Here is a 17,693-nt window from a genome sequence, read left to right as displayed (position 1 = left end):
TTATGTCTGACTATCGGGGTAAAAAAGTCGTCATTATCGGGCTGGGGCTGACCGGCCTCTCCTGTGTTGATTTCTTTCTGGCGCGGGGAGTTACCCCGCGTGTCACAGATACCCGGATATCACCGGCGGGACTCGAAAAACTCCCTGAAACAGTAGAACGTTTTGTCGGGGGCATTAATGAAGACTGGTTGCTGGACGCGGATTTAATCGTCGCAAGCCCGGGTATCGCACTTTCCCATCCGGCACTTTCCCGTGCAGAAGAGGCGGGAGTCGAGATCGTCGGGGACGTTGAACTGTTTTGTCGTGAGGCCCGGGCCCCGATCGTCGCTATCACCGGGTCTAACGGTAAAAGCACCGTGACGATGATGGTGGGTGAAATGGCGAAAGCAGCGGGTTGCCAGGTGGCCATCGGCGGTAATATCGGTCTGCCGGTACTCTCGCTGCTCAGTGAGACTGTCGAATTATATGTGCTGGAGCTATCGAGCTTTCAGCTGGAAACCACCCATAGCCTGAAAGCGGCCGCCGCGACCATTCTGAATGTCAGCGAGGATCATATGGATCGCTACCCGCTGGGCATGCAGCAATATCGTGCTGCCAAATTACGCATTTACGAACAGGCGACCACCTGTGTCGTCAACGCGGATGACGGATTAACGATGCCGGTGCGCGGCGTGGACAGCCGGTGTATCAGTTTCGGGGTGAATGTCGGTGATTATCACCTGAACACGCAGCAGGGGAGTACCTGGCTGCGGGTCAAAGGGGAAAAAGTGCTGGATACCGGGGAAATGAGACTGACCGGGCAGCACAACTACACGAATGCCCTCGCTGCCCTGGCTCTGGCGGATGCCGTCGGATTACCCCGGGCGACCAGCCTGAAGGCGCTGACGACGTTTACAGGGCTGAGTCACCGGTATTGCCTGGCGCACCGTCAACATGGCGTTGACTGGATTAATGATTCGAAAGCTACCAACGTGGGTAGCACCGAGGCGGCATTGAAAGGGCTGACCGTGAAAGGTCAGTTATGGTTGCTGCTGGGCGGGGACGGTAAATCGGCAGACTTTACACCGCTGTTACCGTATCTGCAGAGAGATAACCTGAAAATTTACTGCTTCGGTCGTGACGGTGATGAACTGGCGGCTCTGCGCCCCGAGATCTCTGTGCGGACCGAGACCCTGCAGCAAGCGATGGCAGAGATAGCCCCGCAGACGGCTCCGGGGGATCTGGTTCTGTTATCGCCGGCCTGCGCCAGCCTCGATCAGTTTAAAAATTTTGAGCAACGGGGTGATGAATTTACCCGTCTTGCAAAGGAGTTAGGTTAATGCGTATCCCGGGCCTGAGATACCCTCTCGCACTGATACTTGCCATCTCCGGTCGTCTGAGAGACTGGGTGATGGGGGCAAAAGAGAGCGACGATACAGCCATTATTCTGTATGACCGCACCCTGTTATGGCTGACCTTTGGTTTAGCCATCATCGGTTTTGTGATGGTGACTTCCGCGTCTGTGCCGGTCGGTCAGAGAATGAATGACGACCCGTTCTATTTTGCTAAACGTGATGCCTTCTATCTGGGGCTGGGGTTTGCTATCTCGCTGGTCACGCTGCGTTTACCGATGTCTTTCTGGCAACGTTACAGTAACGTGATGCTGCTGATCTCTATGGTTATGTTGCTGGTTGTACTGGTGGTGGGGAGTTCGGTCAACGGTGCATCCCGCTGGATAGCCCTGGGACCGTTGCGTATTCAGCCGGCAGAATTTTCTAAACTGTCTCTGTTCTGTTATCTCGCCAGCTATCTGGTGCGAAAGGTGGATGAGGTCCGCAGTAATTTCTGGGGATTCTGTAAACCGATGGGGGTCATGGTGGTACTGGCAGTCCTGCTGCTGGCGCAGCCCGACCTTGGGACGGTCATCGTACTGTTTGTAACGACACTGGCCATGCTGTTTCTGGCCGGGGCAAAACTGTGGCAGTTTCTCGCGATTATCGGTTCCGGGCTTTTCGCCGTGGTGCTGCTGATCCTGGCGGAGCCCTATCGTATGCGCCGCGTGACCTCCTTCTGGAATCCCTGGGCGGATCCTTTCGGCAGCGGCTATCAGCTGACCCAGTCTCTGATGGCTTTTGGCCGGGGTGAGTTCTGGGGACAAGGGCTGGGGAACTCGGTTCAGAAGCTGGAATATCTGCCTGAAGCCCATACCGACTTTATCTTCTCAATTATCGGCGAAGAACTCGGCTTTTTCGGTGTGGCATTGGCTCTTTTGATGGTATTCTTCGTCGCTTTTCGGGCGATGTCGATTGGCCGCAGAGCATTGGAGCTGGATCAACGTTTTTCCGGCTTTCTGGCGTGTGCTATCGGGGTCTGGTTCAGTTTCCAGGCGCTGGTTAACGTCGGTGCTGCTGCGGGGATGCTGCCGACCAAAGGTCTGACCCTGCCGTTAATCAGTTACGGTGGGTCCAGCCTGATCATCATGTCGACAGCCATCGTGCTGTTATTACGAATAGATTATGAAACACGCCTGACCAAAGCGCAGGCGTTTACCCGGGGTAGCCGATGAGCGGCAAACGATTAATGGTCATGGCCGGGGGCACCGGCGGACATGTTTTTCCGGGCCTGGCTGTGGCCCATCACCTTATGGCACAGGGCTGGCAGGTTCGCTGGCTGGGAACCGCTGATCGTATGGAAGCGGATCTGGTCCCGAAGCATGGTATTGAAATTGATTTTATCCGCATCAGCGGATTACGCGGTAAAGGCGTAAAAGCCCAGTTGCTGGCCCCCTGGCGTATCTTTACGGCATGGCGGCAGGCCAGGGCGATTATGAAACGCTGGAAACCGGATGTGGTGCTGGGCATGGGCGGCTATGTTTCCGGTCCCGGCGGGCTGGCGGCGTGGAGTTGTGGTATTCCTGTGGTGCTGCATGAGCAGAACGGGATTGCCGGCCTGACAAATAAAGGGTTATCACGGATTGCCAGCAAAGTGTTACAGGCTTTCCCCGGGGCTTTTGCGAAAGCCGATGTGGTCGGGAATCCGGTGCGCACTGACGTGCTGGCCTTACCGTCACCGGAACAACGTTTTGCCGGCCGTGAAGGGCCGATACGTGTCCTTGTCGTCGGGGGCAGCCAGGGGGCCAGAGTACTGAACCAGACAATGCCTTACGTGGCTGAAAAATGTGGTGACCGTATTACTCTCTGGCACCAGACCGGTAAAGGTGCGCTGGAAGCCGTTGAAGCTGAATATGCCAGTGTCGGACAGACCGGTCATCGCATCAATGAGTTTATTGATGATATGGCACAGGCGTATGCCTGGGCCGATGTGGTGGTTTGTCGTTCCGGGGCATTAACGGTCAGTGAGATCGCTGCCGCCGGGCTGGCTGCGATTTTCGTGCCATTTCAGCATAAAGATCGGCAGCAGTACTGGAATGCGCTGCCGCTGGAGAATGCCGGGGCGGCCAGGATTTTTGAACAACCCGCCTTTACGGCTTCTGTTATCGCAGAAACCTTAAATAGCTGGGATCGTCAGCAGTTGCTGGCGATGGCATTGAATGCCCGCGCAGTTGCCGTTCCGGACGCGACTGAACGCGTAGCAAATGAAGTGGCGAAAGTCGTTAAATGAATATAGCTCCGTGTGAGCGGCTTTTCCGGGGGGATGTCCCGGGGAAAGTATGAACAGGTAGTGTAACGAGATGAATACTCAACAATTAGCAAAACTGCGGTCTGTTGTGCCTGAAATGCGTCGGGTCAGGCATATCCATTTCGTCGGCATTGGTGGTGCCGGGATGGGCGGTATTGCTGAAGTGTTGGCGAATGAAGGGTATCAGATCAGTGGGTCTGACCTGGCACCGAACCCGGTCACTCAGCATCTGAGTGCGCTGGGGGCGACCATTTATTTCAACCACCGGCCCGAGAATGTGACCGACGCCAGTGTGGTCGTGGTTTCCAGTGCCATATCGGCGGACAACCCGGAACTGATCGCCGCCCGTGAGGCCAGGATCCCGGTGATCCGTCGTGCAGAGATGCTGGCAGAACTGATGCGTTTCCGTCACGGAATTGCGATTGCCGGTACCCACGGTAAAACGACGACTACCGCGATGGTATCCAGTATTTATGCCGAAGGTAGACTGGATCCGACCTTTGTCAATGGCGGGCTGGTGAAAGCCGCCGGCACACATGCCCGGCTGGGCAGTAGTCGTTACCTGATTGCTGAAGCGGATGAGAGTGATGCATCGTTCCTGCACCTGCAACCGATGGTCGCCGTGGTAACAAATATTGAAGCGGATCACATGGATACGTATCAGGGAAATTTTGACATCCTGAAACAGACCTTCGTGAACTTTTTACATAATCTGCCGTTTTATGGGCGTGCCGTGTTGTGTGTAGACGACCCTGTGATCCGCGAGCTTATTCCGGAGATCGGGCGTCAGATCACGACTTACGGTTTCAGTGACGATGCCGATGTCAGGATTGAAGACTACCGGCAGCAAGGGGCTCAGGGGCACTTTACTCTGGTCCGTCATGATAAACCGGTGATGACAGTCACTCTGAATGCGCCGGGACGCCATAATGCGCTGAATGCCGCCGCAGCCGTCGCGGTGGCGAGTGAAGAGGGCATCGAAGATAAAGATATCCTCACCGCGCTTGAAAATTTCCAGGGGACAGGGCGCCGCTTTGATCTTCTGGGGGAATACCCGACGGCACCGGTGAATGGTCTGCCCGGGACGGCGATGCTGGTAGATGATTACGGTCATCATCCGACGGAAGTGGATGCCACCATTAAAGCTGCGCGGGCCGGCTGGCCGGATAAAAAGCTGGTGATGATTTTTCAGCCTCACCGTTATACGCGTACCCGTGATTTGTTCGATGATTTTGCGAACGTGCTGTCTCAGGTGGATGTCCTGCTGATGCTGGAAGTCTATTCTGCGGGAGAAGCACCGATCGCCGGGGCCGATAGTCGTGCACTTTGCCGCTCTGTCAGAAGCCGTGGCAAAGTTGAACCGATACTGGTCTCCGATAATGAGATGCTGGCCGATGCGCTGGCTCCGGCCCTGAGCGGAAATGATCTCGTTCTGGCGCAGGGGGCAGGAACCGTCGGACGCATAGCGCGGACGCTGGCTGATCGGAAGTTGCAGCAGATGACCCGGACAGAAGAACAGCCTGGCTGAGCAGGGGCCCGGGAATGCCCGGGGTTACCGTGCCGGAAAAGGGCGTGACAAGCTGTCACCGTCATCGGCCGAAGAGCGGTTTAAACGAATTATTTTCAAGGGGATAGTAATATTCCCCGTGACGGACGGCCCCGGTGACACGACAGACGTTTCCGGGGGAGCAGGTAAGAAACTGCGGCGTCCGGCATGTATTAAGGTTAAAAGTGAATTTTGCGACTACAATGCTTAGTATCTTGCTGATGAGACACAGGATTTCTGTCACTCAGATGCTCAAAAACGACGGCAGCGTGCGCAGAACAAAGACGTCCTGCAGAGGTTAAAGGGTCGCAGAACAGAAGGCATCGATGTGCACTATGCGAATCATCGTTGTTTTCAGCCATCACCCGTCGATCTCTCATCAGAGACGATTCGCCGGAATCCGGGGACTTTAACAGCAAAGCAGGCGGCGATGAATTTTTCGAATTTAATGAGCAATAGGCTGGAGTTAACAAACTGATATGTCTCAGGCGGCTTTAAATACACGGAACCGGGAGCCTCAGGGGCGCCAGGGATCCGGACGGAGTAATGGTACGCGCCTGTTCGGATTGATCTTTTTGTTACTGGTCATAGGGACGATGGTGCTGGGTGGCGTAATGGTCCTGAAATGGATGGACGATGCCTCCCGCTTACCGTTATCGAAGCTGGTGGTCACCGGACAAACGCGTTATACCACCCACGATGATATCCGGCAGGCGATTTTATCACTCGGCCCTCCCGGCACGTTTATGTCACAGAACGTAGACGTGATACAGCAGCAGATTGAACGGCTTCCCTGGATTAAGCAGGTAAGTGTCCGGAAGCAATGGCCGGATGAATTAAAGATTCATCTGGTTGAATATGTGCCGGTGGCACGATGGAATGATCAGAATGTCGTTGATGCCGACGGCGTCTCATTCCGGTTGCCTTTAAGTCTTTCGGCACAGCAACCTATGCCAATGCTTTACGGACCGGAAGGCAGTGAAAACGAAGTGATGGCCGGCTTTTATCAGATGAGTGATGCCTTAAAACCATCGAAAATTACGCTGAAGGCGGCATCGATGTCAGCAAGGCGGTCATGGCAGCTGGTCACCAGCGATGACATGAAAATTGAGTTGGGACGTGATGACACAATGAAACGTCTGCAGCGTTTTATTGACCTCTACCCGGTTCTGCTTCGCCAGGCGCAGGCAGAGAACAAACGGATAGGCTACGTAGATTTACGTTATGACTCCGGTGCGGCGGTGGGATGGATTGCCGCCCCTGTCGACCCTAAGAACAGTAACCAGCAACAAAAGCAGGCACAGGCTAAACAATGATCAAGTCAACGGACAGAAAACTTGTAGTAGGACTAGAAATCGGCACCGCTAAGGTTGCTGCCCTTGTAGGGGAGATTCTGCCCGATGGTATGGTCAACATTATCGGCGTCGGCAGTTGTCCTTCCCGTGGTATGGACAAAGGCGGTGTGAATGACCTGGAATCGGTGGTCAAATGTGTACAGCGGGCGATTGACCAGGCAGAATTAATGGCCGATTGTCAGATTTCTTCGGTATATCTGGCGCTTTCCGGTAAACATATCAGTTGTCAGAACGAAATCGGGATGGTTCCGATTTCCGAAGAAGAAGTAACACAGGATGATGTGGAAAACGTCGTGCATACAGCGAAATCTGTGCGCGTTCGTGATGAGCACCGTATTCTGCATGTGATCCCTCAGGAATATGCCATCGACTACCAGGAAGGCATCAAGAACCCTGTGGGGTTATCCGGTGTCCGGATGCATGCCAAGGTTCACCTGATCACCTGCCATAATGATATGGCGAAGAATATCGTGAAGGCCGTTGAACGATGCGGTCTGAAAGTGGACCAGCTGATTTTCGCAGGTCTGGCCTCCAGTTATGCTGTGTTAACCGAAGATGAACGCGAATTAGGCGTCTGTGTGGTTGATATCGGTGGTGGTACAATGGATATGGCGGTTTATACCGGTGGCGCATTACGACACACTAAAGTGATCCCTTATGCCGGCAATGTGGTGACCAGCGATATCGCCTATGCCTTCGGGACACCCCCGACCGATGCGGAAGCCATTAAAGTCCGTCACGGGTGCGCATTAGGGTCGATTGTCGGTAAAGACGAAAATGTCGAAGTACCGAGTGTGGGCGGACGTCCGCCACGCAGTCTGCAACGTCAGACCCTGGCAGAAGTTATCGAACCGCGTTATACCGAATTACTGAACCTGGTGAATGATGAAATTCTGGAATTACAGGAACAACTTCGTCAGCAGGGAGTAAAACATCATCTGGCCGCCGGCATCGTATTAACCGGTGGGGCAGGGCAGATTGAAGGGTTAGCCGCGTGCGCCCAGAAAGTGTTCCATACACAGGTCCGTATCGGACAGCCATTAAATATTACCGGCCTGACCGATTATGCTCAGGAACCTTATTATTCGACGGCTGTAGGGCTGCTGCACTATGGTAAAGAGTCACACCTGGGCGGCGAAGGCGATAGCGAAAAAAGAGCATCAGTCGGTGGTTGGTTTAAACGAATTAACAGCTGGCTGAAAAAAGAGTTTTAATTTTTACTAAAAGGAGATCATGCTATTAGCATTTATGGTCTCCAGGCGACAGGCACATAACGGAGAGAAATCATGTTTGAACCTATGGAATTAACCAATGATGCGGTGATAAAAGTCATCGGCGTTGGTGGTGGCGGCGGTAACGCCGTAGAGCACATGGTACGCGAGCGTATCGAAGGTGTTGAATTCTTTGCAGTGAATACCGACGCTCAGGCACTGCGTAAAACCGCAGTGGGTCAGACCATCCAGATTGGTAATAACATTACTAAAGGTCTGGGTGCCGGTGCGAACCCGGAAGTCGGACGTAACTCAGCAGAAGAAGACCGTGAAGCCCTGCGCGCTGCGCTGGACGGTGCAGATATGGTCTTCATCGCCGCGGGTATGGGTGGCGGTACCGGTACCGGTGCTGCGCCGGTTGTTGCTGAAGTCGCGAAGGATCTGGGTATCCTGACCGTTGCTGTGGTGACTAAACCTTTTAACTTTGAAGGCAAAAAGCGTATGGCTTTTGCCGAGCAAGGTATTGCTGAGCTTTCCAAGCATGTCGATTCACTGATCACTATCCCGAATGACAAGCTGCTGAAAGTGTTGGGTCGTGGTATTTCTTTACTGGATGCTTTCGGTGCTGCCAATGACGTGCTGAAAGGTGCGGTACAGGGTATCGCTGAACTGATCACCCGTCCTGGCCTGATGAACGTCGACTTTGCGGATGTGCGCACAGTGATGTCTGAGATGGGCTATGCGATGATGGGATCCGGGGTGGCCTGTGGTGAAGACCGTGCGGAAGAAGCTGCAGAAATGGCTATCTCCAGCCCGTTACTGGAAGATATCGATCTGTCCGGTGCCCGTGGCGTTCTGGTCAACATTACCGCTGGCTTCGATCTGCGTCTGGACGAGTTTGAAACGGTGGGTAACACCATCCGTGCATTTGCTTCCGACAATGCCACCGTCGTTATCGGTACCTCGCTGGATCCGGAAATGAACGACGAACTGCGCGTAACTGTTGTCGCTACCGGTATCGGCATGGATAAGCGCCCTGAGATCACTCTGGTCACTAACAAAACCACCAGCCAGCCTGTCATGGATCACCGCTATCAGCAGCATGGCCTGACTCCGTTACCTCAGGAGCAGAAACCTGCCGCGAAAGTGGTGAACGACCCTGCCGGCCAGGCGAACAAAGAACCTGATTATCTGGATATTCCTGCGTTCCTGCGTAAGCAGGCGGACTAAGAATATACCGATATTTGGACTGGTTCGCTCTTTGTGCTAAACTGGCGGTCAGTCAGTCATGTATAGTGACGAACGAAGAGTAATATTGCGAGATTAATACGATGATCAAACAAAGGACATTAAAACGTATTGTTCAGGCGACAGGTATCGGTTTGCATACCGGTAAAAAAGTCAGCCTGACACTGCGCCCTGCGCCAGCGAATACTGGGGTCATCTATCGTCGCACAGACTTGAATCCACCGGTTGATTTCCCGGCTGATGCAAAATACGTGCGCGATACCATGCTCAGTACTTGCCTGGTAAACGACGAAGGCGTGCGTATTTCTACTGTTGAGCACCTTAACTCAGCACTGGCCGGTTTAGGTATCGACAACATTATTGTTGAAGTCGATGCGCCTGAAATCCCGATTATGGATGGTAGTGCTGCACCTTTCGTTTATCTGCTGCTGGATGCAGGGATCGACGAACTGAACAGTGCTAAGAAATTCGTTCGTATTAAACAAGCCGTACGTGTTGAAGACGGTGATAAGTGGGCAGAGTTAACGCCTTACAATGGCTTTTCTCTGGACTTTACTATCGACTTCAGGCATCCGGCGATCGATTCCAGCTCACAGCGTTATCAGCTGAACTTCTCAGCGGATGCGTTTGTTCGCCAGATCAGTCGCGCACGTACCTTCGGTTTTATGCGTGAAATTGAGTATTTACAGTCTCGTGGCCTGTGCCTGGGTGGTAGTCTTGACTGTGCCATCGGTTTAGATGATTTCCGTGTATTAAACGAAGAAGGTCTGCGTTTTGATGACGAGTTCGTTCGTCATAAAATGCTGGATGCTATCGGTGATTTGTTCATGTGTGGTCATAACGTTATCGGTGCGTTCAGTGCCTTTAAATCAGGGCATGCATTGAATAACAAATTACTGCAAGCCGTACTGGCTAAACAGGAAGCCTGGGAATGGGCGACCTTCGAAGATGATGCTGAACTGCCACAGGCATTCAAAGCACCGAATCTGGTACTGGCGTAAAATCGCTTAATGCAGCAGGTGTTACTGATACTCTCTCCGGTCAGTAACCCTGCTGTTTTTTTATGCTTTTCGTCCGCTGTCTAAAAATCCCCCAAAAACACCGAATTTATTCATCGCTTCCTGATTCTCTGATGTTGAAATCCGACATTAGTGATACTATCTCATTACTATTATATTGGCGTATCTGGTCAGTGAACGCAGGGATTGCTGAGAGTCTCCCGGAACGCATAAATCAGTTTTCAATGGATAGAGTGTGATCGGAATTTTTTCGCGTTGGCGACAACTTGGCAGACGGTACTTCTGGCCGCATCTCCTTTTGGGGATGGTCGCGGCTAGTCTTGGCCTGCCTGTCGCGAATGCGCAACCGCCGGAATCCGGCACGGTCTCCGGAAAATCTGCCAATACACTCTTCGTCGGTAATGCGGTTCGTTTTGAAAACCTTATCCGCTTGCGTGATACGGCCCGCAGGCCGGGGATCAGCGCCGATTACTGGCATCAGCATGCTATCAGAGTGGTTATCCGCCATCTCTCATTCTCTTTACCGCAAATGCAACCGCAGGTGCGGCATCAGCTTCTTCCTCTGACTGCGCAGAAAATTGCTGTTTTACAGTCACTGCATGCGCTGCTGACGACACATCACCCGGTCAGCCAGCCGGCCTCTGCAGAGGATGTATTCGTTTCCGTTCAACCCGCTGGTTTTAATAGCGGGTTATGGCTTTCCGGGGTTCAGGGTATCCGAGCCGGGCCCGCTTCCTCTGAGATCTGAGAGTCCCGGACGTACACTTTCCCCGAATTTTGAAGCCAATGAGCTGAACTGAGATTATAAAAACTATGGTCATGAAATTATTAACTAAAATTTTTGGCAGCAGTAATGATCGTACCTTACGTCGTATGCGTAAGTCGGTTGATGTTATTAATAAAATGGAACCTGAGTTCACGGCGCTGACCGATGAGCAACTGAAAGCCAAAACCATCGAATTCCGTGCCCGCCTGGAAAAAGGTGAAGCATTAGAAAGCCTGATCCCCGAAGCATTTGCCACGGTCCGTGAAGCCAGTCGTCGTATTTTCAATATGCGTCACTTCGACGTTCAGTTAATGGGCGGTATGGTTCTGAATGAGCGTTGCATTGCAGAGATGCGTACCGGTGAAGGTAAAACGCTGACCGCCACCTTACCGGCCTATCTGAATGCACTGACCGGTAAAGGCGTACACGTGGTGACCGTCAACGATTATCTGGCACAGCGTGATGCCGAAAATAACCGTCCGCTGTTCGAGTTCCTGGGGCTGACCGTCGGGATCAACCTGCCAGGGATGCCAGCCCCTGCCAAGCGTGAAGCTTACAATGCGGATATCACCTACGGTACCAATAACGAATACGGGTTTGACTATCTGCGCGATAACATGGCCTTCAGCCCGGAAGAGCGTGTACAGCGTAAACTGAACTATGCGCTGGTGGATGAAGTCGACTCCATCCTGATCGATGAAGCCCGTACACCTCTGATCATCTCGGGGCCGGCGGAAGACAGCTCAGAGCTCTACATCAAAGTGAACAAGATCATCCCTCATCTGGTTCGTCAGGACAAAGAAGATTCTGATACCTTCCAGGGGGAAGGTGACTTTTCGGTGGACGAAAAATCCCGTCAGGTTCACCTCACCGAACGTGGTCTGGTAAAAATCGAACAACTGCTGGTCAGCCAGGGCATTATGGAAGAAGGAGAGTCCCTCTATTCTCCGACCAATATTATGCTGATGCATCATGTAACCGCGGCCTTACGGGCGCACGCTCTGTTCACCCGTGATGTGGATTACATCGTTAAAGATGGCGAAGTCGTTATTGTCGATGAGCATACCGGCCGTACCATGCAGGGACGTCGCTGGTCAGATGGCCTCCATCAGGCAGTGGAAGCGAAAGAAGGGGTTGAAATCCAGAATGAGAACCAGACACTGGCATCCATTACCTTCCAGAACTATTTCCGCTTATATGACAAACTGGCGGGGATGACCGGTACCGCGGATACGGAAGCCTTTGAATTCAGCTCAATTTACAAGCTGGATACCATTGTTCTGCCAACCAACCGTCCGATGGTTCGTAAAGATATGCCTGATCTGGTGTATATGACCGAACAGGAAAAAATTGGGGCGATTATCGAAGACATCCGTGAACGTACGGCGAATGGTCAGCCTATTCTGGTCGGGACCATTTCTATCGAAAAATCGGAAGTCGTCTCTCACGAGCTGACAAAAGCCGGTATCAAACATAATGTTCTGAATGCTAAATTCCACGCCAGCGAAGCCGATATTATCGCGCAAGCGGGCCAGCCGGGTGCCGTTACCATTGCCACTAACATGGCCGGTCGTGGTACCGATATTATGCTGGGCGGAAGCTGGCATGCGGAAGTTGAAGCAAAAGAAAATCCGACCCCGGAAGAGATCGAGGCGATCAAAGCCGAATGGCAGAAACGTCATGACGCGGTTCTGGAAGCCGGAGGGCTGCACATTATCGGTACTGAACGACATGAATCCCGTCGTATCGATAACCAGTTACGTGGTCGTGCCGGTCGTCAGGGGGATAAAGGTTCTTCACGCTTCTACCTGTCAATGGAAGATGCCCTGATGCGTATTTTCGCCTCTGACCGTGTCTCTGGCATGATGCGTAAACTGGGTATGAAGCCAGGCGAAGCTATCGAGCACCCATGGGTGACCAAAGCGATTGCTAATGCACAGCGTAAGGTGGAAAGCCGTAACTTCGATATCCGTAAACAGTTACTGGAATATGATGATGTTGCCAGTGATCAGCGTCGCGCTATCTATACACAGCGTAACGAACTGCTGGATGTCTCCGATGTGAGCGAGACCATTAACGGTATTCGCGGTGATGTACTGTCGGCCACTATCGATAACTATATTCCGCCACAATCACTGGAAGAGATGTGGGATGTTCAGGGACTGGAAGAGCGCTTACGCACCGACTTCGACCTGAACCTGCCGATTTCAGAATGGCTGGATAAAGAACCTGAACTGCATGAAGAAACACTGCGCGAACGTATCATGGAACGTGCCGATGAGAACTACAGAGAGAAAGAGACTGTCGTCGGTACTGAAATGATGCGTAACTTCGAAAAAGGCGTGATGTTGCAGACTCTGGATACGCTGTGGAAAGAGCACCTGGCATCCATGGACTACCTGCGTCAGGGGATCCACTTACGGGGTTATGCGCAGAAAGATCCTAAGCAGGAATATAAGCGTGAGTCTTTCGCCATGTTCTCTGCGATGCTGGAATCACTAAAATATGAAGTGGTCAGCACGCTGAGCAAAGTTCAGGTGCGCATGCCTGAAGAAGTCGAAGCCATGGAGCAGCAGCGCCGTGAGGAAGCCGAACGTCTGGCGGCCCAGCAACAACTGAGCCATGTGGATTCAGAAACTGAAGCGGCTGCCGAACTGGCTGCGCAGGGTGGCGAGCGCAAAGTCGGACGTAATGATCTTTGTCCGTGTGGTTCCGGTAAAAAATACAAACAGTGCCATGGGCGTATTGCATAATGCCCCGTCCCTGGCCTACGGCCAGGGCGCTTTCTGACTGTTTTTGTCTGAGGTTCATGGCGACATGGACCTTTTTATCGTCTGTCATAAAGTAAACCGCTGACAGGTCTGCTGTTTGCTATATATAAGGATAACTATGAAACATCTGCAGGTAGCGGTCGGGATTATCCGGGATCCGCAACGGGGTATTTTTCTGACACGTCGTTCATCCTCTTCGCATATGGCCAATAAATGGGAATTCCCTGGCGGCAAAATTGAAAAAGATGAAACCGCTGATCAGGCACTGAAACGTGAACTGATGGAAGAGACCGGCATTGAGGTGCTCAGCGCACAGGCTATCGGCCAGGCAGATCATACCTACGAGGATGTTCACGTCACATTGCACTTTTTCCTGGTGGAACAATGGCAGGGCGAGCCCTGGGGGAAAGAGGGACAGCCGCATCGTTGGGTCAGGCAGGAGGCATTGATTGCCGAAGAATTCCCGCCGGCCAATCATCAACTGGTCAGCCGACTGGTGGCCGGTGAGCTGTAATGAAAATAAAGGGCGCAACCCTCAGGGATGTGCCCTCTGTCTGACGGAAAGCGTTACTCTCCGCTCCATTCATCTTCATCAGAAAGTTTATCATCCAGCGGGATACGCTTTTCTTCGGCCGCCCATTCCCCTAAATCAATCAGCTGACAGCGCTTAGAACAAAACGGGCGCCAGGGACTGAGACTGTCCCAGATCACATCCGCCTGGCATTGAGGGCATTTCACTGTGACAACGTCTTCCTGCATAGTACCTTCTTAACAACATGCGAGTTCAAACTGCAGACGTGCGGGAATTTCACCCTGTTCACTGTCTGCTGGCATAAAGCGGATAGCGTAACGATTCTTGTGCCCTGAAATCTGCGGGTAAAGATCGTCATCAGCGTTAAGCTTCAGACGAAGCAAATCAGCATCTTCCGCATTATCCTGAAAAAAACCATTGAGACTGGTTTGTGTGTGGAAACTACCAGACTGACGGATGAGATCCAACACCAGAGATAAACTTTCTTTTAAGGGTTGCAGAGTCGAACACCATTCGTCGACCTGTGCCTGACGCTCAGTCTCCGGACTATTGAGCCAGATATGCAGTGAGGGCAGGTCAAAGCTGCAACATCCGCCGGGTATGCCCAGCCGCTGACGAACCTGGCTGATAAACCGGTCTTCCCGTAGTTGTTGCCCCATCCGCGGGACCGCCATCATTCTGATCCCCTGCTGTTTGAGTTCCTGTTGCAGTTCACTGACTCTGACGGTATCTACGCCACTGACGGATAACCAGCCGCAAAGCTTTTGTTGCTGACGATCCAGTTCTTTGACCAGGTCTGCCCGGAAGTCTCCGCGATCAAAAATATCCAGTAAGTCACCGATCCCGCGGAAGAAACTTAATGCACTGGCAGGATCATTCACCGGCTGACTGCTACTGAGATTATTCAGGAGGTATTCGATCCGCAGCCAGGTGCGCATTTTTTCGTTAAGCGGGTACTCAAACAGGATTACGGTGCTCATGATACAGATCCTTTTTTCACTGACGCCAGCCTCGGATAGAGACGGAGTAACCTATTGATATCCTGCTCTTGTTCGGCAGGTCCTCCGGTGTTATCGATGATATCATCGGCAACCGCTAACCGTGATTGCCTGCTCGCTTGTGCAATCAGTATAGCTTCCGCCTGCTGACGAGTGATCCGGTCTCTTGCCATGGTACGACTGATCTGGGTTTCTTCATCCACATCGATCACCAGTACACGATCAGCTTTCAGGTGCAGATTATTTTCGACCAGTAAGGGGACGACCCAAAGGCACCAGTCGGTGGTCACGGCAGCGATCATTTCCTGTGTCCGTTGCTGGATCAACGGATGAAGGAGGTTGTTCAGCCAGGTCTTCTGTTGTGGATCGGCAAAAATCTGCTGACGTAACCAGCGGCGATCCAGTGAACCTTCAGGCAGTAATGCCTGATCCCCGAAATGTGCCACAATCTGCTGAAGGGCTGCTGAGCCTGGCGCAACGACTTCCCGGGCAATCTTATCGGCATCAATCACCGGGACTCCCCGTTCAGAAAACCGGTTAGCCACCGTTGTTTTACCGCTGCCGATCCCGCCGGTAAGTGCGACAACATAGGTCATAACATAAGTATCCTGACTAATAAAAAAACTATCCGCTGAAAAATGCCGCAGAGTGACGAATTATCTCAGGCAGATTAGACGAATTGTAGCCCAATAAAAAATAAAAACGCAGTTCTGTTATGACGTTATTATTTTCCGGCTGCGGTCTGCGGCCGTCTGAACATGGGTGACAAAGATCTTTGCCCGGGCAACGTAACAGGTCACGGGCAACCGGAGAAAAAGAAAACGATGACCGCAGTGTATTTTACGGCGTAACGACACGTTAAGCGTGATATTCCCCGGGGTATGTATCGTGCTTTTATATCTGAATGTAAAGGGTGTTTACAGTGATTAGGCAGGAGTTATGCACTATGCGAGCCGGGGGAAATAAGCATTTATCGCTGCGCCTGGATTGGACAAGCTCGCAATGAACCCGCCATATTCTGAAGACGGAGCCAAAGAGCATACGCTGACCGCTTTAAATCATCTGAATGAAAAAGGCACTATGGCCGCAGTCCTGCTAGTGGGTGATCAACCGGAAGCGTGGATAGGTGGTGAGTTCGTTGGTGTCCGGTCAGGCAAGAGTCCTCTGGTGAAGTTCAGGAGTCAGATATCAGCGTCAGTGCATTTGTGTTTAAGCGTTCAGAAAAAGCTTAATCACTCTGCGGGACAATTTGGAGAATAAGCAGTAACCTAATGAAAATTCAATTAAAAGAGAATTGTCTATGGCATTAAAAACAATAGCCTTAACCATTGGCCTGGTAATGATTTCATTAAATGCATCAGCGACTTTACCACTTAATGACTCTCTGCTCGGGCAACCATTTGATGTCGTTGCAAACGGCAAAAAGGTCAGCATAAACACATGTCAGGATCTGATAAATGTCAGACAGCATTTGGGGAAAATAGCCGAAGTTCAGGTAAATCTTCCCAACATGGGGTGGAACTGGTTGATGGATAGCATGACTGCCTGCCAGTTCGAAAACCAGCTCAGACTGATAAATGCTCATCCTGTGAAGGATTCAGCACTGACATTAAAGGAGATTGTACGTCATTTTCCGGCTAATTTATTACCCAGCCCGAATCCTGCGGATTATCATCAAAACATCCATAAAAGCATTGAGCAGGCTTTTCCTGACATTAAGGTAACAGATGACACAGCCTCAACTGTTAAAGGTGCGAGAAATATGCGTTTAATGGACCAAAAAACTTTTAAGACTAAAGACGGGCTTAAGATTAAGATTGTCAGTATTGGTGCAGGAGTGCCAGGGGGGACCTGGAGCACTAAACAAATATTTATCTTACAGAATACGGGCAATAAATTATGGAAAGTGACGCCAGTTGATTACAACACAGTATTAAATCCCGTCACTTTTTGATGATTACTTTCCATCGGTTGCCGTGAAGAAATTGAATGCTGCCCCGGTATCTGATCATCGAAAATATTCGCTCTGAACAAGCTCATCAGATATTTCCACTGAGAAATAATATCAGCAGGTGATTACAGGGATAACCGTCGGGGGAGTGAATGACCTGTCTACGGGGATATAAATCAGGCGAGGTGTGCCGGTTAAAATATCGCCTCACCCGGATTAAACATTGGCAGATACATACCGCTGACAATACTGCCGGTAGTCAGCCCCGTGATCAGTAATACCTCAGGCTCAATGCTGTTACTCAGAAGGTCGGTTTGTTGCCTGATGACCTGGCTTCGGGTATGAAAACAGGCATCGCGGGCTGATTAAAATATCGCCTCACCCGGATTAAACATCGGCAGATACATACCGATGACAATGCTACCGGTAATCAGCCCCGTGATCAGTAATATCTCAGGCTCAATGCTGTTACTCAGAAGGTCGGTTTGTTGCCTGATGACCTGTCTATGGGTATATAAAACAGGCGAGGTGTGCCGGTTAAAATATCGCCTCACCCGGATTAAACATCGGCAGATACATACCGATGACAATGCTACCGGTCATCAGCCCCGTGATCAGTAATATCTCAGGCTCAATGCTGTTACTCAGAAGGTCGGTTTGTTGCCTGATGACCTGTCT

15 protein-coding genes are annotated in these 17,693 nt (G+C 51.7%); 12 read left to right on the top strand and 3 right to left on the bottom strand.

The features are described from left to right. The first annotated feature begins 2 nt into the window (after positions 1 to 2). From murD to mutT, 11 genes are all read left to right on the top strand, one after another. On the top strand, positions 3 to 1,319 hold the full coding sequence (murD, locus tag JK223_RS04650; protein WP_212713055.1) for a UDP-N-acetylmuramoyl-L-alanine--D-glutamate ligase: 1,317 nt from the start codon (positions 3 to 5) through the stop codon (positions 1,317 to 1,319). Beyond that, positions 1,319 to 2,545, top strand: a complete 1,227-nt coding sequence (ftsW, locus tag JK223_RS04645) for a cell division protein FtsW (RefSeq protein ID WP_212713054.1) — start codon at positions 1,319 to 1,321, stop codon at positions 2,543 to 2,545. The genes murD and ftsW overlap by 1 nt, the downstream gene beginning before the upstream one ends. Beyond that, the gene (murG, locus tag JK223_RS04640; protein WP_212713053.1) at positions 2,542 to 3,600 is read left to right on the top strand and encodes an undecaprenyldiphospho-muramoylpentapeptide beta-N-acetylglucosaminyltransferase; all 1,059 of its coding nucleotides are present in this window, start codon (positions 2,542 to 2,544) and stop codon (positions 3,598 to 3,600) included. Before ftsW ends, murG begins: the two co-directional genes overlap by 4 nt. 70 nt (positions 3,601 to 3,670) lie before the next feature. Continuing rightward, positions 3,671 to 5,146 carry a UDP-N-acetylmuramate--L-alanine ligase gene (murC, locus tag JK223_RS04635; protein ID WP_212713052.1) on the top strand — a complete coding sequence of 492 codons (1,476 nt, stop codon included), beginning with the start codon at positions 3,671 to 3,673 and terminating at the stop codon, positions 5,144 to 5,146. Positions 5,147 to 5,643: 497 nt separating this feature from the next. Then, positions 5,644 to 6,480, top strand: a complete 837-nt coding sequence (gene ftsQ, locus JK223_RS04630) for a cell division protein FtsQ (RefSeq protein WP_212713051.1) — start codon at positions 5,644 to 5,646, stop codon at positions 6,478 to 6,480. After that, a complete protein-coding gene (gene ftsA / locus JK223_RS04625) occupies positions 6,477 to 7,733 on the top strand; it encodes a cell division protein FtsA (RefSeq protein WP_212713050.1) in 1,257 nt (418 codons plus the stop codon). The genes ftsQ and ftsA overlap by 4 nt, the downstream gene beginning before the upstream one ends. A 72-nt stretch (positions 7,734 to 7,805) precedes the next feature. Further along, positions 7,806 to 8,960 (top strand): cell division protein FtsZ, encoded by a 1,155-nt coding sequence (ftsZ, locus tag JK223_RS04620; RefSeq protein ID WP_212713049.1) that lies wholly within the window; start codon positions 7,806 to 7,808, stop codon positions 8,958 to 8,960. Between the two features lie 101 nt (positions 8,961 to 9,061). After that, on the top strand, positions 9,062 to 9,979 hold the full coding sequence (gene lpxC, locus JK223_RS04615) for a UDP-3-O-acyl-N-acetylglucosamine deacetylase (protein WP_212713048.1): 918 nt from the start codon (positions 9,062 to 9,064) through the stop codon (positions 9,977 to 9,979). A 253-nt stretch (positions 9,980 to 10,232) separates the two neighbouring features. Beyond that, on the top strand, positions 10,233 to 10,745 hold the full coding sequence (gene secM / locus JK223_RS04610; protein ID WP_212713047.1) for a secA translation cis-regulator SecM: 513 nt from the start codon (positions 10,233 to 10,235) through the stop codon (positions 10,743 to 10,745). A 65-nt stretch (positions 10,746 to 10,810) separates the two neighbouring features. Then, complete coding sequence (gene secA / locus JK223_RS04605) at positions 10,811 to 13,516, top strand: preprotein translocase subunit SecA (protein WP_212713046.1); 2,706 nt, start codon at positions 10,811 to 10,813, stop codon at positions 13,514 to 13,516. Between the two features lie 136 nt (positions 13,517 to 13,652). Then, positions 13,653 to 14,048: an 8-oxo-dGTP diphosphatase MutT gene (mutT, locus tag JK223_RS04600; RefSeq protein ID WP_212713045.1), complete on the top strand. Its 396-nt coding sequence runs from the start codon at positions 13,653 to 13,655 to the stop codon at positions 14,046 to 14,048. A gap of 53 nt (positions 14,049 to 14,101) precedes the next feature. Here the strand turns inward: mutT and yacG are convergent, their stop codons facing one another. The 3 genes from yacG to coaE are packed head-to-tail and all read right to left on the bottom strand — an operon-like array spanning position 14,102 to position 15,660. Continuing rightward, positions 14,102 to 14,293 (bottom strand): DNA gyrase inhibitor YacG, encoded by a 192-nt coding sequence (gene yacG, locus JK223_RS04595; RefSeq protein ID WP_212713044.1) that lies wholly within the window; start codon positions 14,291 to 14,293, stop codon positions 14,102 to 14,104. 9 nt (positions 14,294 to 14,302) lie between these two features. Continuing rightward, positions 14,303 to 15,046 carry a cell division protein ZapD gene (gene zapD, locus JK223_RS04590; protein WP_212713043.1) on the bottom strand — a complete coding sequence of 248 codons (744 nt, stop codon included), beginning with the start codon at positions 15,044 to 15,046 and terminating at the stop codon, positions 14,303 to 14,305. After that, on the bottom strand, positions 15,043 to 15,660 hold the full coding sequence (gene coaE / locus JK223_RS04585) for a dephospho-CoA kinase (RefSeq protein WP_212713042.1): 618 nt from the start codon (positions 15,658 to 15,660) through the stop codon (positions 15,043 to 15,045). Before coaE ends, zapD begins: the two co-directional genes overlap by 4 nt. 704 nt (positions 15,661 to 16,364) lie before the next feature. Between coaE and JK223_RS04580 the strand changes: the two genes are divergently transcribed. Then, positions 16,365 to 17,018 carry a hypothetical protein gene (locus JK223_RS04580; protein ID WP_212713041.1) on the top strand — a complete coding sequence of 218 codons (654 nt, stop codon included), beginning with the start codon at positions 16,365 to 16,367 and terminating at the stop codon, positions 17,016 to 17,018. Positions 17,019 to 17,693 lie beyond the last annotated feature (675 nt).

Origin of the sequence: Tatumella sp. JGM118 (assembly GCF_018257515.1) — a bacterium.
Classification (GTDB): Bacteria; Pseudomonadota; Gammaproteobacteria; order Enterobacterales; family Enterobacteriaceae; genus Tatumella; species Tatumella terrea.
Note: the sequence above shows the minus strand (reverse complement) of the source record. Positions and strands in the feature narration are given on the sequence as shown.